Annotated in this window: 23 protein-coding genes; 4 read left to right on the plus strand and 19 right to left on the minus strand. The window is 48.1% G+C overall.

Annotated features, from left to right (window positions below; translation table 11 throughout):
• Positions 1–274 precede the first annotated feature (274 nt).
• A complete protein-coding gene (locus tag HMPREF2626_RS04890; protein ID WP_070618240.1) occupies positions 275–1,057 on the plus strand; it encodes an alpha/beta hydrolase in 783 nt (260 codons plus the stop codon).
• A gap of 93 nt (positions 1,058–1,150) precedes the next feature.
• Here HMPREF2626_RS04890 and HMPREF2626_RS04895 read toward each other — a convergent pair whose 3' ends face one another.
• Entirely contained in the window at positions 1,151–1,909 is a 759-nt protein-coding gene (locus tag HMPREF2626_RS04895) for a DeoR/GlpR family DNA-binding transcription regulator (RefSeq protein WP_070618243.1), read from the minus strand.
• 110 nt (positions 1,910–2,019) lie between these two features.
• On the opposite strand from HMPREF2626_RS04895, the gene manA reads away from it, so the two are divergent.
• A complete protein-coding gene (manA, locus tag HMPREF2626_RS04900; protein WP_070618246.1) occupies positions 2,020–2,970 on the plus strand; it encodes a mannose-6-phosphate isomerase, class I in 951 nt (316 codons plus the stop codon).
• A gap of 253 nt (positions 2,971–3,223) precedes the next feature.
• Here the strand turns inward: manA and HMPREF2626_RS04905 are convergent, their stop codons facing one another.
• The 14 genes from HMPREF2626_RS04905 to HMPREF2626_RS04970 all read right to left on the minus strand — a co-directional run bounded on the left by HMPREF2626_RS04905 (position 3,224) and on the right by HMPREF2626_RS04970 (position 18,408).
• The gene (locus tag HMPREF2626_RS04905; RefSeq protein WP_070618249.1) at positions 3,224–3,592 is read right to left on the minus strand and encodes a DUF956 family protein; all 369 of its coding nucleotides are present in this window, start codon (positions 3,590–3,592) and stop codon (positions 3,224–3,226) included.
• Positions 3,593–3,730: 138 nt separating this feature from the next.
• Positions 3,731–4,642 (minus strand): PTS system mannose/fructose/sorbose family transporter subunit IID, encoded by a 912-nt coding sequence (locus tag HMPREF2626_RS04910; protein ID WP_070618252.1) that lies wholly within the window; start codon positions 4,640–4,642, stop codon positions 3,731–3,733.
• A gap of 17 nt (positions 4,643–4,659) precedes the next feature.
• Entirely contained in the window at positions 4,660–5,472 is an 813-nt protein-coding gene (locus HMPREF2626_RS04915) for a PTS mannose/fructose/sorbose transporter subunit IIC (protein WP_067973229.1), read from the minus strand.
• A gap of 28 nt (positions 5,473–5,500) precedes the next feature.
• The gene (locus HMPREF2626_RS04920; RefSeq protein WP_070618255.1) at positions 5,501–6,493 is read right to left on the minus strand and encodes a PTS sugar transporter subunit IIB; all 993 of its coding nucleotides are present in this window, start codon (positions 6,491–6,493) and stop codon (positions 5,501–5,503) included.
• A 383-nt stretch (positions 6,494–6,876) separates the two neighbouring features.
• Complete coding sequence (gene tkt, locus HMPREF2626_RS04925) at positions 6,877–8,883, minus strand: transketolase (protein WP_070618258.1); 2,007 nt, start codon at positions 8,881–8,883, stop codon at positions 6,877–6,879.
• A 160-nt stretch (positions 8,884–9,043) separates the two neighbouring features.
• On the minus strand, positions 9,044–9,745 hold the full coding sequence (locus tag HMPREF2626_RS04930; RefSeq protein WP_070618261.1) for a hypothetical protein: 702 nt from the start codon (positions 9,743–9,745) through the stop codon (positions 9,044–9,046).
• An 11-nt stretch (positions 9,746–9,756) separates the two neighbouring features.
• Complete coding sequence (locus tag HMPREF2626_RS04935; protein ID WP_070618264.1) at positions 9,757–10,482, minus strand: DUF5058 family protein; 726 nt, start codon at positions 10,480–10,482, stop codon at positions 9,757–9,759.
• Positions 10,483–10,638: 156 nt separating this feature from the next.
• A complete protein-coding gene (locus HMPREF2626_RS04940; protein ID WP_070618267.1) occupies positions 10,639–11,787 on the minus strand; it encodes an ArgE/DapE family deacylase in 1,149 nt (382 codons plus the stop codon).
• A 179-nt stretch (positions 11,788–11,966) separates the two neighbouring features.
• Positions 11,967–12,926, minus strand: coding sequence for a nucleoside hydrolase (locus HMPREF2626_RS04945; protein ID WP_070618270.1), 960 nt, complete (start codon positions 12,924–12,926; stop codon positions 11,967–11,969).
• Positions 12,927–12,990: 64 nt separating this feature from the next.
• Complete coding sequence (locus HMPREF2626_RS04950; RefSeq protein ID WP_070618273.1) at positions 12,991–13,758, minus strand: PepSY domain-containing protein; 768 nt, start codon at positions 13,756–13,758, stop codon at positions 12,991–12,993.
• Between the two features lie 114 nt (positions 13,759–13,872).
• On the minus strand, positions 13,873–14,619 hold the full coding sequence (locus HMPREF2626_RS04955; RefSeq protein ID WP_168162711.1) for an alpha/beta hydrolase: 747 nt from the start codon (positions 14,617–14,619) through the stop codon (positions 13,873–13,875).
• Entirely contained in the window at positions 14,609–16,285 is a 1,677-nt protein-coding gene (locus tag HMPREF2626_RS04960; protein ID WP_070618278.1) for a 2-oxo acid dehydrogenase subunit E2, read from the minus strand. Before HMPREF2626_RS04960 ends, HMPREF2626_RS04955 begins: the two co-directional genes overlap by 11 nt.
• Positions 16,286–16,301: 16 nt before the next feature.
• Positions 16,302–17,303: an alpha-ketoacid dehydrogenase subunit beta gene (locus tag HMPREF2626_RS04965; RefSeq protein WP_070618280.1), complete on the minus strand. Its 1,002-nt coding sequence runs from the start codon at positions 17,301–17,303 to the stop codon at positions 16,302–16,304.
• Between the two features lie 16 nt (positions 17,304–17,319).
• Positions 17,320–18,408: a thiamine pyrophosphate-dependent enzyme gene (locus HMPREF2626_RS04970; RefSeq protein ID WP_070618283.1), complete on the minus strand. Its 1,089-nt coding sequence runs from the start codon at positions 18,406–18,408 to the stop codon at positions 17,320–17,322.
• Between the two features lie 172 nt (positions 18,409–18,580).
• On the opposite strand from HMPREF2626_RS04970, the gene HMPREF2626_RS04975 reads away from it, so the two are divergent.
• Positions 18,581–19,087, plus strand: coding sequence for a glycine/sarcosine/betaine reductase selenoprotein B family protein (locus tag HMPREF2626_RS04975; protein WP_083294353.1), 507 nt, complete (start codon positions 18,581–18,583; stop codon positions 19,085–19,087).
• A 114-nt stretch (positions 19,088–19,201) separates the two neighbouring features.
• Entirely contained in the window at positions 19,202–19,423 is a 222-nt protein-coding gene (locus HMPREF2626_RS04980; RefSeq protein WP_070618287.1) for a hypothetical protein, read from the plus strand.
• An 84-nt stretch (positions 19,424–19,507) separates the two neighbouring features.
• On the opposite strand, the gene HMPREF2626_RS04985 is transcribed toward HMPREF2626_RS04980, so the two are convergent.
• The 4 genes from HMPREF2626_RS04985 to HMPREF2626_RS05000 form a co-directional block, all read right to left on the minus strand.
• Positions 19,508–20,422: a TDT family transporter gene (locus tag HMPREF2626_RS04985; protein WP_070618290.1), complete on the minus strand. Its 915-nt coding sequence runs from the start codon at positions 20,420–20,422 to the stop codon at positions 19,508–19,510.
• Between the two features lie 373 nt (positions 20,423–20,795).
• Complete coding sequence (locus tag HMPREF2626_RS04990; RefSeq protein WP_070618293.1) at positions 20,796–20,993, minus strand: heavy-metal-associated domain-containing protein; 198 nt, start codon at positions 20,991–20,993, stop codon at positions 20,796–20,798.
• Entirely contained in the window at positions 20,990–23,458 is a 2,469-nt protein-coding gene (locus tag HMPREF2626_RS04995; RefSeq protein WP_070618296.1) for a heavy metal translocating P-type ATPase, read from the minus strand. The genes HMPREF2626_RS04990 and HMPREF2626_RS04995 overlap by 4 nt, the downstream gene beginning before the upstream one ends.
• 111 nt (positions 23,459–23,569) lie before the next feature.
• Complete coding sequence (locus tag HMPREF2626_RS05000) at positions 23,570–24,334, minus strand: 3-oxoacyl-ACP reductase (RefSeq protein WP_070618299.1); 765 nt, start codon at positions 24,332–24,334, stop codon at positions 23,570–23,572.

Here is a 24,334-nt window from a genome sequence, read left to right on the forward strand (position 1 = left end):
GTTAAAAATAGGCATAAAAAACCCAGCATCCTCAAGTTCTCGAACTAAAGCTCATTAAAAAGGCGCATTTACACGTGTTTGCTAAACTAGCGTCATTCAACTGTACTCATAGCCTAACCATGTAAATACCCCCACTCTTATCTAGTGATACTATTAACAATATACAATACTTTAATGGATTTAGCAAGTCAAAAATGCCCAGAAAGCAAGGAGGAGGACTGGTCAAAGCAATTTTGTTATAATGGAGTCAAAGCAAACTAAAGGAGGAAAATACATGACCCGACTACACGCGACCTTCTATTCTGATACCCTACGCATGGATATGCACCTCAATATCCTTGTCCCTCAAAACTGTGAGCGCACCCCTGAAGCCATCCGGCAAAAGCGCCGTCCCCCCTACCGTGTCCTCTATCTCTTACACGGCCTGTCCAGTAATGAGGACGGCTGGTTACGGTTCACCTCGCTTGAACGCTATGCCCGCGACCTCGACCTGGTGATCGTGATGCCGACTACCCACCGCGGCTTCTACATGAACACGGCTAAGTCCTATGCCTATAGCGACTTTATCAGCCTGGAACTGCCTGCCTATATCCAAAACCTACTGCCCGTTTCAAGCAAGCGGGAAGATACCTTCATCGCAGGGGCTTCCATGGGCGGTTACGGCGCTCTCAAGGCGGCCTTCACTTATCCTGAGCAATATGGCTATGTGGCCTCCTTATCTGGCGTCACCGACCTTTCCGCCCGCTACCAAGAAGGCCCTGATCCTAAGTCACCCTTTGAATTCGACCTCCTCTACGGCGGCCAAGATCCCAAGGGCACTGACAAAGACATCTACCAGCTGGTGGACCAGGCCATAGAAGCTGATATCGACCTGCCTAAAGTCTTCCTCACTTGCGGTCGCGAAGATGAACTTCTTGGACAAAACCATGATTTCAGAGATCGCTACCAAGACCAGCTCCAGCTCAGCTTCCAAGAAGCAGACGGCGGCCACGGTTGGGACTACTGGGACACCCACATCCAAGACGTCCTCGACTGGCTCCTCACCTTGTCCGATTAATCAAGCAGGCAAAAGCGCATGAATATAAGCAAGAGCTGCCACTCCTCAACCTAGAAGTAGCTGCTCTTGCTTTTTATCATTATTTTAGCCAAGCTATTCCTCTTCAGCCGGCACTTGAACCAAATCCACCCCTGCCTGGTCTAGGGCCTGGGTAATATTTTGGGGAATGCCGCTATCCGTATAGACCCGGTCAACCTCCTCCAAGCGAAATTGTAGGATGCCTTGGCTATTGGTAAATTTAGAAGAATCCATCAGCACATTAATCTCTTGGGCAGACTCGGCCAGGGTCCGGGCCGCATCGATCCGTGCAACATCAACGCCTGTAAAACCCTTCTTTAAATCAAAGCCATCCATTCCCATAAAAAAATGTTGGACCTGGAAGTAGGAGGCAATTTCGCGCAGGAAGGGGCCCACGCAGACCTGGGAGTCCTTCTGGTATTCCCCACCTAGGAGAATGAGCTTCACGCTAGGAGACTTACGCACAAAGGAGGCAATAAAGGTCGAGTTGGTGATAATCGTGATGTCGCGGTTTTCAAAGGCGAGAATTTCTGCTAGAAGAGCGCAGGTGCCTCCCGATTCAATCATCACAGTATCCCCATCGTGGATGGCTGCCGCTGCCCGCTTGGCGATCCGGTGCTTGAGGTCATAGTTCACTGCCAGACGGTAATTCATATCCGCGCTAGAGCTGACCACCGCATAGCCGTGCTGTCGGCTCAGGATCCCCCGCTCTTCCAAACGATCCAAGTCTTTTCGAATGGTTACCTTGGAGACTTGGAAGTGGTCTGCCAATTCATTCACAGATACCTTGCGTTTCTGGCTCACCCATTCCACAATCGCATCTTGTCTCTTCATTGCTTCTTCCTCCTTCTATCGCTTTTCCATTTTGCCAGCTTAGACACCCTTTCAATCCCTCCTTAAAGTACGTATAATAGGAGACACAAGCCTTTGAAAGGAGTCTTAGCATGGACCTCATATTTCTCGACGCCTACCTCCAAGAAAAGATCTGGGGCGGGCAAAAATTAAAAGATATCTATCATTTCCAATTGCCTTCTGACCATACCGGAGAGGCTTGGATCATCTCCGGCCACCCCCACGGCCCGTCGCGTGTCCATTCACCCCAAGCCTATGCTGGTATGACCTTAGCTGAGCTCTACCAAGACCAGCCAGAACTCTTCGGCCAGCCTGAAGATACTAACTTCCCCCTCCTGGTAAAGATTCTTGACGCCAAGGAGGACCTCTCTGTTCAAGTCCATCCCGATGACACTTATGCCTGGACCCATGAAGGCGAACTTGGCAAAACCGAATGTTGGTATGTCATCGCTGCGGATGAAGGAACAGAGATTGTCTATGGCCACCGCGCCAAGAGCCGTGAAGAATTTCTACAAATGGCTGGCGAAGGCCAGTGGGATAAGCTCCTCAAACGCCTTCCGATTAAAGCAGGCGACTTCTTCCCTGTGCCAGCTGGAACCATCCATGCCATCGGGGGCGGGGCCCTTATTCTAGAGACCCAGCAGAGCTCCGACACTACCTACCGGGTTTATGATTATGACCGCAAAGATAAGGATGGGCAGAAACGGCAACTCCACCTGGACCAAGCGGCCGATGTTACACATTTTCCTAGCCAAGATACCCTGGCCCAACCCCACACAGAAACCCAGGAAGGCGGGCAAATCACGGAGCTTTGGGCTAATCCCCACTTCACCGTCTACCGCTGGCAAGTCAAGGAGGAAATCCAGGTCGATACCTCTAGCCATCCTTACAGCTTGGTTAGCCTCATCCAGGGCCAGGCCCAAATCGAAGCTGATGGTAAGACCTACAACATCCTAGCCGGCCAGTCCTTCATCATCCCGCATGCTATCCAGAGCGTTAAACTCCGAGGTGAGGCAAGCCTGATCTGCTCGCATCCCAACTAGAACAGGGTGTGAGGCTTGGCGCTTAGACTCGGATGATTGGAGCAAGTCAGAATAAGAGCGAAGCATGCGCTCGTTTCTGACTTGCGAAATCACTCCGAGTCTGCCAAGTCGAACCCGACTAGAACAGGGGGTGAGGAGAAGTTATTTCTGCAATTTTGAACCCAACTACAAACTATAACTATTCGAAGGTCAGCTAGTTACAGATATCGTATGCTTGATCTGATTCAGGCCTAAGCGACTTTTTGTTACACTCTCATTTCTTCCCCCAGCCCAAAGCCTGCTTAACCACTTCAAAGAAAGAGAGTGAGCGGACAATCCGGTCGGCTGGTACATACTCGCGCACTTGGCGCAACAAAGCCTTGGCATCTTTAGCCGCAAAGCTGAAGCTGCCGGCTTTTTTTGTTTGGATGGCAAAGCGGGGAATCCAACGACCAGAGAAAAGGATGGAAACCACCACATAATCAATCTCCTCCCAGGGAATTTGAATAAAGTTGGCAGGATTGCGCTCGTCATAGAATTCAAAAGCTGCATTACCTAAGAGAATCTTACCATAATCTGTCATCCCTAAAAACGATGTTGCCTTGGTCACATAGACGACCTCTTGGTTCAAAGACTGTACCATAGAAACTCCTTTCAGATACTCAACAGCAGGGGCAAAAATTAAGAAAGCCCTGGATCACCGAAACAAAGGAGGAGCCAGGCAAAGGCGTGCCCTCAGTTTGTAGCGTGGAGGCCAGGACTAACTGTTGAAAATTTTTAATTACATGAGCCCAATGACATGGAGGATAACCCCCGCTGCGAAAAGACCCAGAATAATCACGATTGGTGAGACCTTCTTATTCAGTAACCACATACAGAAGAGGGTCAGTAAGAGCCCCGCCAAACCAGGAATCAAGCTATCCAAGTTATCTTGGAGGGTGGTTACCTTAGTTGGATCGAGCGATAGGCCTTGAGCCTGTTGTTCTAAAGCGACCTTAATGCCTTCTGCACCGGCAGGGAGTTTATCCCATTCGATGTAAGCCCCCTTGTCTAGCGGAACCTCTGAAACAACCGGGGTGAAGGAGATGGCCACCCAGCGGTTAACCAAAGAGCCGAGGATGAACATCCCTAGAATCGAAGCCCCCTTGGTAATGTCTTGAAGTAAACCGCCTGACAAGTCTTCAGTAATCTTAGATCCTGCCTTATAGCCGAATTCCTGGGTATACCACATGAAGCCCAAACGAATAGCATTCCAAACCACGAAATAAATGATTGGGCCGAGGATATTGCCCCCCATGGCCAGTGATGCGGCTAGGGCCCCAATAATTGGCTTCACAGTGAACCAAAAGACCGGGTCTCCGATCCCCGCTAAAGGACCCATCATCCCTACTTTAACCCCTTGGATAGCGACATCATCGACAGGTGCCCCATTAGCCCGTTCTTCTTCTAAGGCCAGAGTTACCCCAAGGATCGGTGAAGCCACATAAGGGTGGGTATTAAAGAATTCCAAGTGCCGCTGTAAGGCTTTTGCTTGTTCGTCTTTCGTCTTATAGAGTTTACGGATAGCTGGGATCATTGAGAAGACCCAGCCACCATTCTGCATCCGTTCATAGTTCCAAGAACCTTGGAGATAGGTGGAACGTAGCCAGATGGAAATCCGGTCACGTTTCGATAGTTTAACGCCTTCTGCCATTACGAATTCTCCTTTCTTTAATAGTCATCAATCAAGTCGCCGACAGGGTCCCCGGTATGTTTAGGTCCAGATTGGCCGTTCGACGACCCGCCCATTTTAGAGAGTTGGAGGTAAAGTAAAGCGAGCGCGATACCAATCGCCCCAAGCCCAATCAAGGTCAGCTCCTGGATCGTAGCGAGAACGAAACCGATGGCAAAGAAAGGCCAAACTTCCCGGGTAGCCATCATATTGATCACCATAGCATAACCTACAGCAACCACCATGCCCCCGCCAATGGACAGACCATCTGTCAACCAGTCGGGCATAGCCAAGAGAAGCTCACGCACAGGACCTGCCCCGATAGCTAGGATCAGAGCAGCAGGGATGGCGATCCGCACCCCTTGCATGACAATCGCGATCATATGCCAGATCTCTACTTTACGAACGTTCCCTTCAGCAGCGGCCCCGTCCATAATATGGACAATCCCAGTTGCTAGGGTCCGGCAGATAATGGTCAAAAGTAGACCCGCCACAGCTAGAGGGACGGCCAAGGCAATGGCTGAACCAATTCCAGCTTGACCCTGCCCCCCTAGGACCAAGATAATAGCTGATGCCACAGCGGCTAGGGCCGCATCCGGAGCAACCGCTGCCCCAATATTAGCCCAACCCAAGGCGATCATCTGTAAGGAACCACCTAGCATCAGACAGGGTCCTAGCTGGCCACTTACGAGACCAATCAAAGTGCAGGCAATCACAGGTTGGTGAAAATGCCAGGCATCCAAGATCCCCTCGGTACCAGCTAAGAAGGCAATAAAGATAATTAAGATAATTTGGATAATATTTAAATCCATAAGACTGCTTCCTCCTTAAGCGATAATTTTATGCGTTCTGCTTGTCGAGTTCTTTCTGAGCTTGCCGCAAGATACTGTCCATATTGTCGCCTTGATCTGCAGGCACCTTACGCACATCAAAGCGCAGGCCTTGATCTTTCAAAGCTTGGAAGGTGTCAATATCGTCTTGACTGAAGGCCAAGACTTTATTGGGTTGGACCTTCCCCTTGCTGTGAGCCATAGAACCCACATTAATTTCTTCCAGTGGGACACCGCCTTCAACTACCCGCAAGACATCTTGGGGATTTTCAAAAAGCAAGAGCGCCCGTTCCTTACCGAAGTGTTCTTGGTCTTTACCGATCTTAATCATCTGGTCAATCGGAATCACGTGAGCCTTAATTCCAGATGGGGCCGCCTGCTTGATCAGTTGGGTTCGCAGCTCATCCTTAGCTACCGCATCCGATACCACAATAATCCGCGTGGGATGAGTAGCCCGGGTCCAACCTGTCGCGACCTGACCGTGCAAGAGCCGGGAATCGATCCGAGCCAGGACAAAATCCATCTGCCCAGGACTCCCCACCTGATCACTGCTGGCAGGAGTCTCTTCAGCCTGGACTTGCTCTGTCTCTTCTTCATCTTTCGCCAAGCCTTCCGGTAGGGGTTTGACCCCTTCCTTGGCTGTATCTAGGATATGACCAGCAATCTCTTGGGCAGTGGTCATGGAGAAACGTGACGCATAAGCCTCGATCACCATGGGCAGGTTCATCCCGGACACAATGGCCCAGCTGTCTTCGTGGCCTTCAAAGAGATTGCTGGCCTGGTTGAAGGGCGTCCCTCCCCACAAATCAACTAAAAACAATACCTGGTCAGGATCAGAAAACGATGCGATAGCTTCTTCCATTTTGGCCCGCACATCGTCGGGGCCTTCAGAAGGAAGCAGGGTCACTGCCGCTACATCTTCTTGGTCGCCAAAAATCATGGCACCCGATTGCAAAATACCATTCGCAAACTCACCGTGACTGGCGAGGATAATTCCAACCATCTCAATACCTCCTTGGTCAATTAATATAAATATAATAAGTCAATGAAAACGATTACTGATCTATTATACCTTTTTTAAACTTTCCTTTCAAGGCCAAATCCCTTTCGTTTACCACGATTTCGTAAGTCTATTGTCTTTCTAAAGAAACAAGCCTTGATCAACACTGCAATTGAACAGCTCCTTCGCTATAAAATTTGGTCCTTAAAAAGCCATGCTAGCAGCTTGAGCCCAGCTCTCTCGCCCAGCAAAACGCAAAGGGCTAGTAGGGCTAAGATTTTAGCCTACTAGCTGTAATTCACTTCAGTCGGGTAAGGTGAAAAATCCTAATCCAATGACAAAAAAGGCTGTGCCTCTAATTGGCACAGCCACATCTTTTAATAGATTTATTTTTGCTTGTCGATCACTTGGCGCATCTTATCTGCTACATTGTCAGCAGTGAAACCAAGTTTTTCTTGGATCAAGTCGCCTGGAGCAGAGAAGCCGAACTGGTCGATGGTCAAGCTAGTGCCTTGACTGCCAGTATAACGTTCCCAACCGAAGGAAGCGCTCATTTCAACAGCGAGTCGAGCGGTGACTTGACTTGGGAGAACACTTTCCTTGTAAGCCTCATCTTGGGCTTCAAAACGGTCCCAGCTTGGCATGGAGACAACCGCTACATCCACCCCATCTTCAGCTAATTTAGCTTGAGCTTGGATAGCCAGGGCAACTTCTGAGCCAGTTGCTAAGAGGAGGCCGGCTGCTTGGTCGTGGGCTCCTTGAGCAGGTGACACCACATAGGCTCCCTTATCAATTGGTGCATGAACAGTCGCTTCTAGACTTGGAAGTCCTTGACGGCTGAGAACGAGAACAGTTGGTTGATCTTGGGTTTCAATCGCTTGTTTCCAAGCCGCAACGGTTTCGTTGGCATCAGCTGGACGAATTACTTGCACATTAGGAATGCAGCGGATGCTGGCTAATTGTTCGATTGGCTCGTGGGTTGGACCATCTTCCCCAACCGCTACGGAGTCGTGGGTCATCACGAAGACTGGCGCCGTTCCTTGAATAGCAGCCAAGCGGAGGGCTGGGCGGAGATAGTCAACAAAGGAGAAGAAGGTCCCCCCGTAGACCTTGCTGCCGCCATGGAGCTGGATCCCATTCATCGCCGCTGCCATAGCGAACTCACGCACACCGAACCAGACATTGCGTCCAGCATAGTTATCAGCTGTGAAGTCTTCTTCGGCACTGACCATAGTCTTATTAGAAGACGCCAAGTCAGCTGCCCCACCCCAGAGATAAGGTAATTTTTCTGAGAGGACTTGGAGGACTTCATGGCTAGATTGGCGTGAAGCCAACTTGGAATCTGTACCATAAACTGGCAGGTTTTCTGCCCAGTCGCTAGGTAATTCTTGGCTGAAGCCCAATTCAAAGTCGCTGGCTAAGTCTGGATAAGCTTGGCGGTAAGCCTCAAAGCTTGCTTCCCAATCTGCTTCAGCCTGAGCGCCAGCTTCTACCATTTCTTCCTGGAAGCGCGCCTTAACTTCTTCGGGAACGAAGAAATCATCATTCTCCCATTGGTAAATGGCCTTAGCTGCAAGGATTCCTTCCTTACCTAAAGGTGCTCCATGGACGGCTGAACTGCCGGCATTAGGTGCCCCATAACCAATCACTGTCTTCACTTCGATCAGAGTCGGTTGGTCCGTGTGGGTCTTGGCTTCTTTAATGGCTTGGTCAATGGCTTCCAGGTCATTCCCATCTTCTACCCGGAGATAGTGCCAATTATTCGCTTCAAAGCGTTGTTGGACATTTTCTGTGAAGGCCTTAGAGGTCGGACCATCTAGGGAAATATCGTTCGAATCGTAGAGCACCACTAACTTGCCGAGACCCAGATGACCAGCTAAGGAAGCAGCTTCTTGGGAGATCCCTTCCATCAGGTCCCCATCCCCGCAAAGGGCATAGGTATAGTGGTCCACAATCTTGTGGTCGGCTTGGTTATAACGGGCTGCTAAGTGGGCTTCAGCCATGGCCATCCCAACAGCCATCGCAATCCCTTGGCCGAGTGGTCCAGTGGTCGCTTCAACCCCGTCTGTATGGTTCACTTCGGGGTGGCCTGGTGTCCGACTTTCCCATTGGCGGAACGCCTTGAGATCATCAATCGTCACGTCATAACCTGCCAAGTGCAAGAGCGAATAAAGCATCGCTGACCCATGACCAGCAGAAAGAATGAAACGATCACGGTCAACCCAGTTTGTTGACGTTTTAGGGTTCACTTTTAAGTGTTTGGTCCAGAGCACGTAAGCCATTGGAGCTGCACCCATGGGCAAGCCGGGGTGGCCAGAGTTAGCCTTCTCAATCATGTCCATGCTGAGGGTACGAATCGTGTTTACGCCGAGCTCATCAACTTTATCGAACAATTACTTCACCTCTAAATTATTATTTCTAGGTCCTTGGACCCGGTTACAGTCTATCACTTCTATTATCCTAGAAGCGCCCAGGATATGCAATGTTTAAATTGAATTTTCATCCGATTTCCGGTAAGTGGAAAAAGGCTGGAAGATTTTTCCAGCCAATTGTTTAATATTCACTCAAGTGCCCCTTCTTGTACATGAAGTAAGCGGTAGCTACCGAAATGATCATGCAAGAAATCAGGATATAGGACTGGTATTGGGCGAATCCCTGGGGTCCTAGGATTAAGAAGATCCCGACCGCAAATAAGATAGGAGCTACGGATAGCTTCTTATGGTTGAGGATCTGAGGGACCGTAATGGCACCGTAGAGAGCCGGAATGATTTGGTCAAAACCTGGCTTCAGGAAGGGGTGGTTCAGGATAGGAACCAACCAGGAACCGATCAAGAAGGCCCCTAGAATCAAAATAATTATAGTCACAATGGAAGAAATCCCTACACAGATAATGGCGATCACATTCCCCTTATCCGTACCTGGTTCGACACCAGCAATCTTTTGACCGGCAACAGTTACCGGAATCTTCAAGTTTGTGATATTCCCGGTAATCGAACTGAGATACATAGCGCCTGCTCCGAGGATGGGATAGAAGGAAACATTCTCAACTACCGCTGTGGGAAGGAAGATCGCGATCAGTCCTGAAGCAGCGACCAGGGCCTTGCCAAAATCGAGGCCTACACCTAACCAGTAAGCCGTTCCTAGAGGGACCATGAACATCCCCATTAAGGCAATAACACTTGTGATCCGACCCAAGCGGTTAATCTCCCGGCTATATTGGGCATCGGATTCAATTTTTCTCTTATTCTCTGCCATACAAGCACCTCCTAAAAGACATTAGCGTAGATAATGACGGCCAGCATGCCCACAATCATGGAAATGGGCATCGAGAAGTCACTCAAGAGTCGCTGGTCGTAACGTTTGGATAAGGCATTGAGAGCCAGGGTACACAAGCCCGCCGCCACAAAAGCTATGATCGACGAAATATTGGCTACATTAGCCACATAAGGCGTGGATAGAGTAATCAGCATAGCGGTAAAGAGGGCTGCAGAGAAGATTCCTACAAAGGCCTTACTCTTAGGATTTTCCCGCATCTTCTGAGACATCTTATCCAGCTGCCCCATGAAGAGGATGTTAAAAAGAATCCCCCAGATAATTCCAATCGTCATCACAAACATAATAATCACATAGATCTTTGGCGTTAGGCCCGGGTCGGAAATATCCGTTAGCCCCTGACTTTGGGCTGCAATATTAGCCGCTGACCCCTCGTAGACAGCAGAGCCGACAATGGACAAGCGCAACCAAGGGAAATATTTACCTAGGGGTACCGACAGGGCGAGCATCATAACAATAATGGGAAGAGAAGGCACAATGGATAGAAGCGCACTATTGGTCATAGCCCGTTTCAGTACCTCTTTTTCCATGTCAAGTTCCAAGCCTCGCTTCCAAGCTTTACGAATAAAGAGCAGGGATTGGATGACAACAATTGCAATAACCAAGGCACAGAGGGCAAAGACCACTGGACTATTGGCTACTTTTAAATAGTCACTCATTATTTTCATCTCCTTTGATAAAAAAGGAGGCTAGGAGCTCATCCCAGTCCCCTCTTCGTTATTTAAATTTTTTGTCTTGCTAGCTAATGATTAAGACATCGCTTAAGCAAGAGCACAACAGATCGCCAGCTATCATTCGATAGAGGCCCGTCATTTTTAGGCTAAGTAAGTTTTGGCTGTTTCGATATAGAGGTCAATAAATTTCAGGTAATCTGCTACTTCCACATACTCATCGAGCTTGTGGGCACGGGAGGTTTCCCCTGGGCCAAAGACTGCCAAGTCATAGTCATCACTGATCCGGCCGAAGTTGGAAGCGTCGGTTGCGCCGGCTAGAGTTTGCGTCCCCACTTCCCAGTCAGCTGAAGCTTGGATAGCCTTAACTAGGGCATTGTCTGGGCTAGATTCAGCGGCGGGGTTGTTTTGTAAGAGATTCAATTCCAGACGACCGTCATTCTGCTCGTTGAGTTCGTCCATGGTGTCTTGCATCATCTTAACCACTAAGTCATTGCCAGCTTCTGGCACCACCCGAGTATTAGCCTTCATGACTGCCTTGCTGGCGACACTATTGATCTGGGCCCCTGCTTCAATCACGGTATTCACATTGAGCGAACGGCCCAGTTGGTCATTATAGGCTTCATCCGTATTAAAGGCTTGGTCGAATTTGTCATTCATGATATTGATGTAGTCCACCAAGAGTTGGATGGCGTCGATCCCTTCTTCCGGCATGGAGCTGTGGGCACTCTCCCCATGGGCAATCACTTCATACTGGATAGAGCCTTTGTGGGCATTGATAATAGCTTCATTTCCGCTTGGTTCAGCGATCAAGAAGGCGTCGGCATCATCGAGGTAACCTTCATCAACCAATTGTTCGGAACCTAACATACCGATTTCTTCCCCAACCGTTAAGGCTAGGCGCAGGGTCCCCTTGAGGTCCGCATTAGCTTCTTTCAATTCAATGAGAGCAATCACGATAGCAGCTAGGCCAGACTTCATATCTGTCGTGCCGCGACCGTACATCTTACCGTCCACAATTTCAGCCCCAAAAGGATCGTGGCTCCATTCCTCATGATCGCCAGCTGCAACCACATCCAAGTGGCCACTATAAACCAAGACCTTACCTTCTTCTTGGCCCTTGATTTCAGCCACTAAGCTGCTCCGTCCTGGGGCATACTCTACCAATTGACTGTCAATCCCATGTTCTTGCAAAAGATCAGCAATATACTTAGCCACTTCTTCTTCATGGTCATTTTCACTTGGAATCTGAATAATGTCCTGTAAGACTTTGATACGTTCTTCTTTATTCATCCTAATCTACCTTTCTTCTCAGTAAATGTCATATATTATGTCAAAAAAGATTAAAAGCTACTTATATTTTATCTGATTTTAGGCCTTTTTGCAATTATTAGTTCTTTTTGCGTTATTTAATGTAACATATGGTGTAAGAAAAAAAGATCCAGACAAAGCTGGATCTTAGTCACTTATATTTAAGCTTCTTGGGCTAGCATGGCGCTAATCCGGGTCATGAATTCTTCGAGGAAGCGGTCCGTATCCACCTGAATAGCAACTGACATGCTAGGGTCTGGATCATTCAAGCGCTCGTTATCGCCAATAGTCCGGCCCCGGCTGGCACCTTCTGTTTCCACCTTCATATTGAGGGGCAGGTAGTCCACCAGATCTTCTTGGACGGCTACTGCAACGGCCAGGGGATCGTGGAGGGCACAGCCCTTCAGATGGGGTGAGGTGATTTCATAAGCTTTGATATAGTAGTCAACAATATCAGCCAAAACCCGGCCGGCCTCCGTCCCCAGGGCCCGCCACTTCGCGGTATCCTCATAGGTCAGAAGGGTGCGGAGAGTCACATCCAGGCCAACCATGGTCACATGGACATCACTTCTGAACAAGCGGTCAGCTGCCGCTGGATCTTGGTTGATGTTAGCTTCCGTATAAGGGGTCACATTGCCGCAGACCGTTAAGGCCCCACCCATGATGACAATCTTACCGGCCTTCTTGAGGGTCGCTTCATCTTGGGCCAAGGCCGCATCGAGGTTAGTCATGGGACCCGTAGCCACAATGATTAAGTCCTCGCCATAGAGGTCGCAAGCCGACAGGATAAAGTCAACGGCGGATTCTTGGCTAGGCTGGCGGGCAGAATCTGCCAAGTCGACATTGCCAATCCCATCCTCACCATGGATGAGAGCTGAAACCTCTAAGACTTCAAAGTCAGACTTGTCGCTAGCATGGGCTAGGCCAGGAAAAACAGGCACCTGGTCCTGGCCAAAAAGATCCAAGAGCTTCAAGGCATTGCGAAGGCCATCCGCCATCAAGACATTCCCATAAGTTCCTGTAATGCCGATCAATTCAACTTCCTTTGAGGCAACAGCGTAGGCAATGGCCAGGGCATCATCGATCCCTGTATCCAAATCGAGAATAATTTTTTTCGTCATGGTTCTTACTCCTTGTTCACATGGTTCCGGCACGAGGGCCTTACTGGACGGTCAAATTTCTAAACTAATCTTGGTCGTAGGCAACAACTTCTCCGGATTCGGCATCAATCTTCACTTCACCCTTGCTTTGGCGACCATCGCGGAGGTCCACCTTCCAGTAGAACTTGCCATCGCTGTCGCGTTCAAGCTCCCATTGCGTTGCTTGGTCAGCACGCGCTTCCTTAAGGGCAATTTCAGTAGCCTCTTCTAAGCTAATCACTTGGTCTAATTGGAAGCGGTCTTTAGGGTCATTGGCACTGCCCACTTCTTCCTTCTTCTCAACAATGGCCAAGTCATCCGCCAAGGTCAGACTGTAATCCTTGTCGTCATCTTCCCCTTCGATTTCAAAGCGGGAATCGCCTTCCGCTTCCACCTCAATGCTGGTCAATTCAGCACTTGGGAATTGATCTTTGAAGCTAGCAACAGCTTCTTCTAAATCCTTAGTAATAGCTGCGACATCTGTCTCAGCCCCGCGGCGGTCAGACTGGGACCGGCTGGACTCTGACGAAGTCCGACGAGAGCTTTCTTCCCGATCATCTCGGTCGCCTTTATCCTCTTGGTCATCTCGGTCATCTTGACTATTTTGACTTGCTTCACTGCGGCTAGACTTCTTACTTTCCTTGGATGCGCTGGAAGACTGGTTCTCTTGAGCTTGGTCCTGGCTATCCTGGCTCGATTCTTCTTGTGTTAAGGGATCCACCCGTTGTGCTTCCTCGCTCGGTTGAGCCTGGCAGGCCACCAAGAAAGTAGAAGCTAGCAAAATAGTTGAAGTCCGTTTAATCCATTTTTTCATTCGATATTCCTCCTTAAAAGCATATCACATGTCATAAATTTAGCTTAGCACATCTGCCTCTAAGAAGCACCCAAAAGCCCTTCAGGACAAGCTAAATAAGGAAATTTATGACGATCAAATGGACAAGGAGGCCAGGAAATGACAGATATCTTGAACTAGACAGTTCTTGACGGAATCCCCCTCTAAGTAATGGTTAGCTTGAGGATAAATATGGAGGCTAGGCTTTCCTTTAGTCGACAAGAGCCGGCACAAACGCTCGGCGACTTGGACAGACACCACTTCATCCGCTTGACCATGCCCTATAAAGACAGGCTGGTCAAGCGAAGCCAAGCGCTCAAAATTTTCATCCATCCATTGGTTCATCCCACTCAAAACCTGGTCAAATTCTTCAAAGAGCTCCTGAGCCTGGTCACGGTCAGCTACGGTCGGCACACCTTCCAAAGACCGATAGTATTTTTGGCGCATAAAATAAGGAATCCGAGTCTGTCTCAAATCCGTCAGTATCGGACACGATAAACTAATGACAGCCTGCACTTGGTCTGTTTCACAAGCCAGAGCGAGGGCCAGGAAGGCACCTAGGGATAAGCCTGCAGCGACCACATTCTGGTGACCTTCTTTCTTTAAAAAGCTCAGAGCCGAGCGGGCATCCTCTAAATAAGTAGACAATGGAGCTGTTAAAACCATTTTTAAATCGCCTTCTTGGTGGCTGCGATAGTAAGGAAGGTATAGGGCATACCCCTCCTGTTGCAAGCTTTCAGCGAGCGACTCTACTTGATTGGGACTATCCCCTAAAGAATGCATCAGTAAAATAGCCGGTTTATCAGCCTGGCCTGGCCAATAAGACGTCCTTTTACGCGTCATTTGCATGGTCCCCTTCTAATAATTCGGCTTCCATCTGAAAGAGGAGGCTAGGTTTCTCAATCATATCTTTAATAAAGTTAATAATACGAACGATCTTATCCCGGGTAACAATCCGCGCATCCACAACTAGGGTCATCGCTTTCAAAGGACGAACCACCATCTCGCCTTCTCGAACGACCACTTCATCTTGACTAGCCGCCAAGCCTAAAATAGCAGCATCAGGGTAGTGAATGATCGGAACAAAACCATCTACAGGGCCATACCCCGACAGATCGGTCAGTGTAATGGTTGATTCTGAATTAGTTTCATAGTTAAAAATACGTTCTTTTTTGACTTCATATTCTAGCTCAGCCAAACGTTTTTCAATCTGAGCTAGCGACATGTCTTGGGCATCCTTGACTACCGGGGTAAATAAGCCTTGAACGGTATTCATTTCAATCCCGACATTGACATAAGATTTAAAACGGAAGACAGAGACCACATCATCAATGCTGGCGTTCAGTTCGGGATAACGATGAGCCGCAATACATAGCGCTTTAATGAAATAAGGGAGGTAGTCTTGCTTACCTAGACGGTCACCCTTTTGGATTTTTAGATAGGTTCTCAGTTCAGTCATATCGACTTTAACTTGAACAGAGAAAGGAGGAACTTTGTGATGGGTCATTTCGAAGCGAGAGGCATTATATTTACGAATATAAGTTTCTTCACGCCCCTGCTCTTCGTCAGGCCGATGAGTCCAATAGCCTGGGTCTAGTTCATTAATCCAACGATAGTTCCATTCCCGTTCGCCCACCGCATGGTCAAGGGCCATATCCACCATTTCCTTGGTCACAATCCCGTCCTCATTAACCGGCAAACGCGACAGGTCTAAATGATTAGCCACTGCATATTGGCGAACAGCCGGCGCAGCTTTAACGGTTTCGGCGCGTTTCTCTAATTCTTCCTTAGGCAGTTCATTAGCCACATGGACAGGAATGGGTTGGCTGCCATCTTCTGAATGCATAAAGTTAGTCTGCAAGGGCTCTAAATAGCGCTGCTTACGCTGGCTAGCTGCTTTTGGTTCCCCTTGTTGGGCCTGGCCTTGTTCAGCCATGAAGGTTTTATCAACCTGGGGTGCTTGAACTTTTTCTTTAGGCTGCTGTCCATGGACGCGCTGGAAGATTTCAGCAGCTGATCCGGTTTCTTCAACGATCAAATAATCGCCATCATCAGCTGCTTCTGCTGGGCTCACTTCTTCTTGGTCTTCTTTTTCCGCTTGATCTGAAGGTATACCGCTTGTCTCTTCAGTCACTGCTTCATTTGACGCCAATTTTGCCTGGTCGTTTTCTGGGGCGGGAGCGAGTTTTTCATCTGCTGAAGCTTGAACAATCTGTCCGTCTTCTGCCACTCGACCCGCATCACCACCGGCTCCTGTTCTCAAGTCAGACTTGCCGTCGTCGATCAAAAGCACCTTTTCATTGCGGAAGATATAATCGCCTAATTCAATATAGAATTTTTCGATGACACCATCCACTGGAGAAGCTAGCGCTCCTGTTGCTTTGTCCGTTTCCATTTCAGCAATCACGTCACCTTCCTTGACGCGATCGCCCACTTGTTTATGAACGGCTACCATCTGAGCCTCGAAGATCCCCTCACCAAGAGGAGGTAGTTTTACTAAAAATGCCATAGATTATTCCTTTCATTTATCCATTAACTGTTTCCCTGATAGCTTGCAAGATATCCTCTGCACCTGGCAGCCAATCATCTTCGACCTGTTTGAAGGGGAAAGAAGTATTTGGAGCTGATAAAAAGCCAATCGGTCTTAATAAGTCATAAAATGCCCGACGAGCCATCTCTGATACAATCCGGTTACCAAGTCCAGCAATCCCCTGGGCCTCTTGAACCACTAGCAGGTGCTGGGTCTTTTGTACCGAACGCAGGATGGTCTCATAATCTATCGGGTGGACAATTCTTAAATCAATCACTTCCACCTGGATGCCTTCCTCAGCAGCGCGCGCCGCAGCTTCTTTAGCATAGCGCACCATCGCACCATAAGTCACCAGGGTCAAATCTTCCCCTTCGCTAAGAACTTTAGCTCGGTCGAGATCAATGCTATAGCTTTCTTCAGGCACCTTCTCACGGAATGACCGGTACAAGAGCATATGCTCCAAGAAGATCACAGGCCCATCATCCCGGATAGCAGCCGTGAGCAAGCCCTTAGCATCGATTGCTGAAGACGGCACGACGACTTTCAGACCTGGAAACTGGGCCAGCAAGCCTTCAAAGTTATCTGGGTGAAATTCTGGGGTCCCAACGCCCCCACCAAAGGGCGCTCTCACCACAACGGACATAGCTAGGTGGCCACCAGTCCGATAAGAGGCCCGAGCCATTTGGTTGATACTATCCATAGTCTCAAAGATAAAGCCTAAGAATTGGATTTCGATCACGGGACGGAAGCCTTGGTAGGCTAGACCAATTGCCATCCCCGATATACCGGACTCAGCTAAGGGCGTATCGAGGACGCGCTGCTTGCCAAATTTTTCTTGGAGGCCTTCTGTCGCGCGGAAGACGCCCCCATTCTTTCCAATATCTTGTCCAAAGAGAACCACTCGGTCATCCTGGGCCATTTCAAGCTCCAAGGCTTGATTGATAGCTCTCACCATGGTTAAATTATTGCCTGCTTCAGGATTTTTTCGATTATACATAAGTCGCTCCTCTCCCTTACTCTGAATCGCTGACTGAATCAGGATACTGCCATGCCAAGGTCTCCTCCAAGGTCATTGGGACTTCGCCTTCGCTTTCAGCCATGCCTTGTTTTATGCTTTCGACCGCTTCTTCATAGAAACTGACTTCTGTTTCTTCTGAATACAAGCCCTTGGCCGTTAAATACTTGCCATAACGCAAGAGCGGGTCTCTGGCCTCCCAATAATCGATTGAGGCTTGGTCACGATAGCGCATGGGGTCATCGCCCATAGTCGAATGTGGCTCCATGCGGTTGGTGACTAATTCAACCACTACCGGCCCCTTGCCCGAAGCAGCATGCGTCCTAGCTTCTTTAGCCACACAGTAGCTTGCGAGCGGGTCATTGCCATCAACACGGACACCTGGAATTCCTGCAGCTACTGCTTTTTGAGCCAGGGTCTGCGCCTGGCTCTGTTGGCTGAGCGGAGTCGAAATCGCATAGCCATTGTTTTGAATAAAAATAACTAGTGGGCTCTGATAAACCCCAGCGAAGTTCATCGCTTCATAAGTATCCCCTTGTGAGGTGCCCCCATCCCCAATATAGGTGAAAGTCACTTGCGGAGACCCTTTGAGCTTTTGTCCTAAGGCATTGCCCTGGGCCTGGACTAACTGGGCCCCAATAATGATTTGTGGTAGGGCTGCATGGATACCCTTCTCATAAATAAAGCTCGACCCCTTCACATGCCCCTTAGACCAATTGTAAACATCAGCAACTGAAGCCCCATGCATTAGCAATTGGGGGATGTCGCGGTAGGAACCAAAGAGAAAGTCCTCCTTTTCAAAGGCGTAATGGCTGGCGATCATCGCCGCTTCCTGTCCTTTAGAAGGCGCATAGAAGCCCATCCGCCCTTGCTGGGAATAGGAATTGGTTTGTTCATCAAAAGCTCGTGCAAAGACCATACGTCGCATTAATTCAACCAGTTCATTATCTGTTAAATCCGTTAGCAAGTCTGCATTGACGACTTCGCCATTCTTATCAATTGCCTGTAATAACGGGAATTGTTCAGCAATAACCTGTGACTGTTCCAAATTTAAAATCGTATTTTTTTCTACGTCGCCTTGACTCATATTAATGCCACCCTTTTCTATTGAAATAAGACTTGTGTCATTCATTCACAATTATAGCAAATATTCATTTCTTTGCCTAATTCAGTCCCAAGCTTTAATTGACTCTGACCAAGCATTCGACTATACTAGCACTAGTTGTGAAAGCATGGCTTATTATTAAGGAGGTGATCGCATGAAACATGTTGATTCAACGATGCCCACCAATCATGATCGTCAAACGATTGAAGCGCAAACCGCAAAGTCTCATAATCTGGAGGCAATGACCCTCACTTGGAGACAAGCACCACAAATCGCACCGGTGATTGATAAACCCTTATCCGATCTCCGTGTCGCCATTGCCGCTTCTACCGGTGTCCACCTTAGAACGGATAAACCTTTTATTCTTACAGGAGATGCCTCTTACCGTATTATCCCAGGAGACGCTGATTACCGAGATCTGACCATCAGTCACGTCCGTTATCCGAATCAGGCTGCCCACCGCGATCTTGATGTTGTCTATCCTTTGAAAACTCTTCGCTATATGGCTGAAAAAAATATCATCGGCGAAGTTTCACCAGTCAATATTTCCTGGATGGGACACGTCCCACGCGTTGATGTGCTGATTGAAGTAACAGCTAAACAAATTGCTGAAACTTTAGAAGAAAACCAAGTGGACTTGGTGCTCCTCTCGCCTGGCTGATTTATGTGTCACCAGTCCGTGGGATTGGTCGCTCGAGAAATCGAAAGCCGTGGGATAAGAACTGTTCTTGTCGGACATTTCCCTCATATTGCTGAAAGGATCCGTCCACCGCGCATGTATATTGTCGATGCCCCACTTGGAGAAACTTTCTCAAGTGCCTATGACTACCACATGCATGAAGTGATTGTCCACGAAGCTCTCGAATTTGCTCGCACTGGTGGGAGTGAATTAATTTACTACCCACCTTATGTCTGGAAAGATTATACCGGTCTGGTTCTTCCTGAAGGTGTTGAAGATCCACAACCGATTATTATCAAGAACCCTAGAGCACTATAAATTAAATACTAAAAAGGCTTTGGAATCCCTTCTTTCTTAGTTAGAAGGGGCCAAAGCCTTTTTTGTTAGTCATTCAGCGGTCGCCTATTCTGACTTAAAGATCAAGCGCATATAGCCATAGAGAACATAGGCAACAATAGCTATAGCGACTACGGTCTCCAGCAATACAAGCAGACTCGTCAGCGCATTATTCCATCCCAAAACGGGCAGGGCTAATTTCAAAGAGAGAGCCGAAATGACGAGGGGGAAGGTTAAAGCTGCTGAGGTAGGAAAGAAACCTAGACGAATCAATCGAGGAAGTTGGACCAAGATGCTGAAGTAAAGCAGCTGAGAGAAGACTAGGAGAATAGTCAAGAGCAAGTGAGAAGGTTCTTGGAAACTATTCACATAACCAGCTACTAAGAGGGAGAAAGGCGCACATAAGATCGCCGTTGTGAGCTGGGCAGGTTGAGGCAAGTCGCGTAAGCCATAAACCCGGTAGAGCATAAAAGGCATCACGGCAATCCCTCCAATTAAACCAAACCAGAACAAAATCTGTCCCAAGAAAAAGTTATCGTAAACAGGGGCCGTCACACTAGCCACCACAAAACCAACAAAAACAACCCCCCAAGAAGGAAAGACGACATTCATTTTGCGTTGGGGAAGATAGCGTGCGAGATAACGAATCACTAAAACTAAATTAAAGATTAAACCTACATACCAAATCACTTCAGCTAGCGTGATTGGTAGCTTCAATAAAGGCGTTAAATAAGTTGATAATAACATGATCGACATGGGATAAGTCGGAAAGACAGAAGCTGGTAGGGGGGCACTCATCTCTTCTTTAAAGGCTGAATAATTCACAAATAAATTCAAGGTATAAGCCATAAAAAGAAGCAAAGCAAGGCCACCCAAAACCAGGCGAATCCCCGCCCCGTAAGACTGAAGTAAGTTACCCAAAGTCGCTAGCGCCAAAATTAAGCCAGACATAGCGAAAGGCTGTCTCTTCAAATAATTCATAAGATTTCCTCCTAAAAAAGATATACTAATCACTCGAATTATAGCAATAAATGAAGCCAATCACAAATCAGACTTTCCGTTCAAAACATATGGGAATATTGAATCAGGGTGTGAGGGCGCGCGGGTAGGAGTGGATCTCTGGAGAAAAGCAACCGAGAAGACTAAAAGTCTTCGACAGTGCTTTGTGAAGAGGAGCCACTTCCGCGCGACCAAACCCAACTATCAAGGTGTGAGGCTTGGATGATTGGACCAAGACACCCAAGCAAGTCAAATAAAAAAGCGCCAACACGACTGCCTTACTCCTAAAAGCTTAGCTGAAGGATCCAAGCTTTGGGAGCTACAATAGTGTCTGGCGCTTATTCTTTTAATAGCACTAGTCTTCCAACTGGTAATTAGTCCCAGCTAGAGCTTGTTTTAAGTCTTCGACTTCGTAGTCACCACTTACTGTGACTTGTTTTTGGTCGAGGTCGACTTCGGCACTTTCTACGCCGAAGACTTGACTTAAAGCTTCTTCAACATTTTCTTTACATCCCTGGCACTTGAGGCCGGATACTTGATAAGTCTGAATCATGCTTTCACCTCCTGATTCGATGGTTTAAATCTTTTCAAACGAAGGGCATTCAGTAGAACAGAGATGGAACTGAAACTCATTGCTGCCCCTGCAATCATTGGATTGAGGAGTGGTCCCCCGAAGATGTGGAGGAGGCCCATAGCAACTGGAATCCCCAGCACATTATAAGCAAAGGCCCAGAAAAGATTTTCCTTGATATTCTTAATGGTAGCCCGGCTGAGTTCGATACTTGTCGGAACATCTAGCAAGCTAGAACGCATCAGCACAATATCCGCTGATTCAATAGCAACATCTGTACCAGAACCAATGGCGATACCAACATCAGCTTGCGCTAGAGCGGGGGCATCGTTAATACCATCCCCGACCATGGCAACTTTATGGTCCTGGCCTTGTAGCTTAGCTACTTCACGTGTCTTATCTTCCGGTAAGACCTCAGAAATGACTTGGTCGATACCGACCTGACGGCCAATCGCCTCTGCGGTTCGACGGTTGTCTCCGGTCAGCATGACTACCTTCAACCCCATCTCATGAAGAGCATCGATAGCTGCTTGACTATCTGACTTCACAGTATCTGCCACTGCAACTAAGCCTAATAATTCTTGGTCACGACCTAGTAGCATCGGTGTTTTCCCTTCGGCTGCTAAACGGTCCATTTGTGCTTGGGCTTCGCCAATAGCAATGCCTTGATCTGCCATTAATTTAGCATTACCAAGGAAAATATCATGCTCAGCCAAACGAACGTGGATACCACGTCCACTTAGGGCTTCAAAGTTTTCGGTATCTTCTAAAACAAGATTAGCCTCTTGGGCGCCTTCAATAATCGCTTGACCGAGTGGGTGTTCTGACCCTTGCTCAGCAGACGCACTTAATCTGAGAACTTCCTCTTGGCTCAAATCGCTATATGTTTCTAAGTCGGTTAAAACCGGCTTACCTTCTGTGATTGTCCCTGTCTTATCAAAGACAATAGTTGTGACTTCTTGAGCGGTTTCGAGGGCATCCCCACTCTTAAAGAGAACACCATTCTCCGCTCCCTTACCAGTACCCACCATAATAGCAGTTGGAGTCGCTAAGCCGAGGGCACAAGGACAAGCAATAATCAGTACGGAAACAAGAATAGTAATCGCGAAGTTCCAAGATTCGCCACCAATTAACCACCAAGCCAGAGCAGAGAGGATGGCTAAGACAATAACGATTGGTACAAAAACACCCGATACCTTATCTGCCATACGTGCGATTGGTGCTTTAGAACCTTGGGCTTCTTCCACTAAGCGAACAATTTGCGCTAGACTGGTGTCTTCGCCGACCTTGCTAGCTTTCATTTGGAAGCTCCCATTACTATTAATAGAGGCTCCAACGACTGAGTCGCCAACTTTTTTATCTACAGGCATACTTTCCCCTGTAATCATCGATTCATCAACGGCTGATTGCCCTTTAATGATTTCACCATCGACTGGAATTTTTTCACCAGGACGTACTTGTAAAATATCACCTGGTTGTAATTCATCTACGCCTACTTCAACGACTTGACCATCCTCACGAACCAGACGGGCCGTATCTGGTGCCAGGTCCATTAATTTCTGGATAGCTTCACAAGTTTTACCTTTAGACACATTCTCGAAATAACGACCAAGGGTGATTAAAGTAAGGATAACCCCTGCTGATTCATAGTAGAGACGCATAGCGTAAGAAGCATCGCCTTGGCTAATCTTCCACGTCAAGAACAAGCTATAAAGGACTGCTGCACTTGTCCCTAAGGCAACCAAGGAGTCCATATTAGGATGGCCTTTAAAGAGTGCCTTAAAACCTGTCGTAAAGAATTCATGATTTAAGACAATTACTGGAAGAACCAAGACTAACTGTGTCAAGGCAAAGGCCAAAGGATGGGCCATGGGATCAAGGGCACTAGGTACTGGTAATCCAACCATGTCCCCCATCGCTAAGTAAAGTAGAGGGACCGCAAAGATGGCTGACCCAACAAAACGGCGCCATAGATGCTTAATCTGTGCATCTTTACGTTCTTTCTTATCTTCTCGCTTAACCGTTGACTTGGTCTGAGCCTGGTAGCCCGCAGCTTCGACGGCTTGAACAATGTCATGGGAGGTCAGATGATCACTATCATAAGCTACCTGCATCTCTTCTGTTGCTAAATTAACATTTGCTGTTTCTACGCCGTCCAAATCAGATACAGCTTTTTCAATTGTTTGGGCACAAGAGGCGCAGGACATGCCCGTAATAGCAAAGGTCTCCTTCTCTTCTGCCAATTCTAATTGATAACCAGCATCGGCAACCTCCGCTGCAATATCTTTGGGACTTAAGCGTTTATCATCATAACTTACGGTTAATTTTTCTGTTGCTAGGTTGACATTAGCTTCATCAACGGCATCCATCCCGCTGACCGCGCGTTCAATCGTTTGGGCACAGGAAGCGCAGGACATGCCAATAATGGGATAGCTTGCTTTTGTCATCTAATCCTGCTCCTTTCTTTTTATAGTCTACATTTGTAAACTTTACAACTAAAGTGTAAAGGGTTGGTCTACACTTGTCAACCCTTTACGCTCGATTTCTTATGATTTAGCTTAGCGGATGAGCCAGCCCCCGTCAACGGGGATCACGGCGCCTTGGATATAATCAGCCCCATCACTGGCTAAGAACAGGGTCAAGGAGGCAATTTCTTCTGGATCGGCCCAACGCTTGACAGGCGTTTGGTCTGCTACCCACTGGGCCAGCTCAGCGTCATCTTGGAAGTCCTTGGCATTCATTGGTGTGGCCACCGCACCTGGTGCAATAGCATTGGCGCGAAGACCACCAGCCCCGTAATCATAGGCAAGTTGCTTGGTAAAACCAACAATAGCGTGTTTGGCTACCGTATAAGCAATCCCTCCACCTCCCGCAGTCAGTCCTGCAATAGAAGCCATATTAATCACGCGTGAGCTAGGAGCTTCCAGAAGATAGGGCAGAGCCGATTGAGTAACATAGAAGAGACTATCTACATTACTACGAAAAATGTTCTGCCAAAGTGATAGACTTGTCTCAGCAAGCGGAAGATAGTCGTCTAAGATACCCGCCGTATTGCAGAGGACATCCAGAGCCCCCCAGTCCGCCAAAAGTTCAGCGATAACTGTCTGGGCCGTAGCCTGGCTTAAGTCCAGCTGGCAGGTTCTCACTTGGTCTTGCCCTTCTGCCCAATCCATCGGTGCTCGGTCGACAGCTAGGACCTGGTGGCCAGATTCAAGAAAGGCCTGGGCTTGGGCCTGGCCAATTCCAGAAGCAGCCCCCGTTACCAGAACCTTAAGCGGCTGTCTGAGTGACTTTCTTTGGCTAAAGGCTTGAAAAGATTTCAT

This window comes from Aerococcus sp. HMSC062A02 (assembly GCF_001809535.1).
In the GTDB taxonomy this organism is placed as follows: Bacteria; Bacillota; Bacilli; order Lactobacillales; family Aerococcaceae; genus Aerococcus.

Excerpts from the sequence above, each read along its gene's own strand:
- HMPREF2626_RS04890 (WP_070618240.1), top strand. The coding sequence starts at position 275 with ATGACCCGACTACACGCGACCTTCTATTCTGATACCCTACGCATGGAT.
- HMPREF2626_RS04895 (WP_070618243.1), bottom strand. The coding sequence starts at position 1,909 with ATGAAGAGACAAGATGCGATTGTGGAATGGGTGAGCCAGAAACGCAAG.
- manA (WP_070618246.1), top strand. The coding sequence starts at position 2,020 with ATGGACCTCATATTTCTCGACGCCTACCTCCAAGAAAAGATCTGGGGC.
- HMPREF2626_RS04905 (WP_070618249.1), bottom strand. The coding sequence starts at position 3,592 with ATGGTACAGTCTTTGAACCAAGAGGTCGTCTATGTGACCAAGGCAACA.
- HMPREF2626_RS04910 (WP_070618252.1), bottom strand. The coding sequence starts at position 4,642 with ATGGCAGAAGGCGTTAAACTATCGAAACGTGACCGGATTTCCATCTGG.
- HMPREF2626_RS04915 (WP_067973229.1), bottom strand. The coding sequence starts at position 5,472 with ATGGATTTAAATATTATCCAAATTATCTTAATTATCTTTATTGCCTTC.
- HMPREF2626_RS04920 (WP_070618255.1), bottom strand. The coding sequence starts at position 6,493 with ATGGTTGGAATTATCCTCGCCAGTCACGGTGAGTTTGCGAATGGTATT.
- HMPREF2626_RS04930 (WP_070618261.1), bottom strand. The coding sequence starts at position 9,745 with ATGGCAGAGAATAAGAGAAAAATTGAATCCGATGCCCAATATAGCCGG.
- HMPREF2626_RS04935 (WP_070618264.1), bottom strand. The coding sequence starts at position 10,482 with ATGAGTGACTATTTAAAAGTAGCCAATAGTCCAGTGGTCTTTGCCCTC.
- HMPREF2626_RS04940 (WP_070618267.1), bottom strand. The coding sequence starts at position 11,787 with ATGAATAAAGAAGAACGTATCAAAGTCTTACAGGACATTATTCAGATT.
- HMPREF2626_RS04945 (WP_070618270.1), bottom strand. The coding sequence starts at position 12,926 with ATGACGAAAAAAATTATTCTCGATTTGGATACAGGGATCGATGATGCC.
- HMPREF2626_RS04950 (WP_070618273.1), bottom strand. The coding sequence starts at position 13,758 with ATGAAAAAATGGATTAAACGGACTTCAACTATTTTGCTAGCTTCTACT.
- HMPREF2626_RS04955 (WP_168162711.1), bottom strand. The coding sequence starts at position 14,619 with ATGACGCGTAAAAGGACGTCTTATTGGCCAGGCCAGGCTGATAAACCG.
- HMPREF2626_RS04960 (WP_070618278.1), bottom strand. The coding sequence starts at position 16,285 with ATGGCATTTTTAGTAAAACTACCTCCTCTTGGTGAGGGGATCTTCGAG.
- HMPREF2626_RS04965 (WP_070618280.1), bottom strand. The coding sequence starts at position 17,303 with ATGTATAATCGAAAAAATCCTGAAGCAGGCAATAATTTAACCATGGTG.
- HMPREF2626_RS04970 (WP_070618283.1), bottom strand. The coding sequence starts at position 18,408 with ATGAGTCAAGGCGACGTAGAAAAAAATACGATTTTAAATTTGGAACAG.
- HMPREF2626_RS04975 (WP_083294353.1), top strand. The coding sequence starts at position 18,581 with ATGAAACATGTTGATTCAACGATGCCCACCAATCATGATCGTCAAACG.
- HMPREF2626_RS04980 (WP_070618287.1), top strand. The coding sequence starts at position 19,202 with ATGTATATTGTCGATGCCCCACTTGGAGAAACTTTCTCAAGTGCCTAT.
- HMPREF2626_RS04985 (WP_070618290.1), bottom strand. The coding sequence starts at position 20,422 with ATGAATTATTTGAAGAGACAGCCTTTCGCTATGTCTGGCTTAATTTTG.
- HMPREF2626_RS04990 (WP_070618293.1), bottom strand. The coding sequence starts at position 20,993 with ATGATTCAGACTTATCAAGTATCCGGCCTCAAGTGCCAGGGATGTAAA.
- HMPREF2626_RS04995 (WP_070618296.1), bottom strand. The coding sequence starts at position 23,458 with ATGACAAAAGCAAGCTATCCCATTATTGGCATGTCCTGCGCTTCCTGT.
- HMPREF2626_RS05000 (WP_070618299.1), bottom strand. The coding sequence starts at position 24,334 with ATGAAATCTTTTCAAGCCTTTAGCCAAAGAAAGTCACTCAGACAGCCG.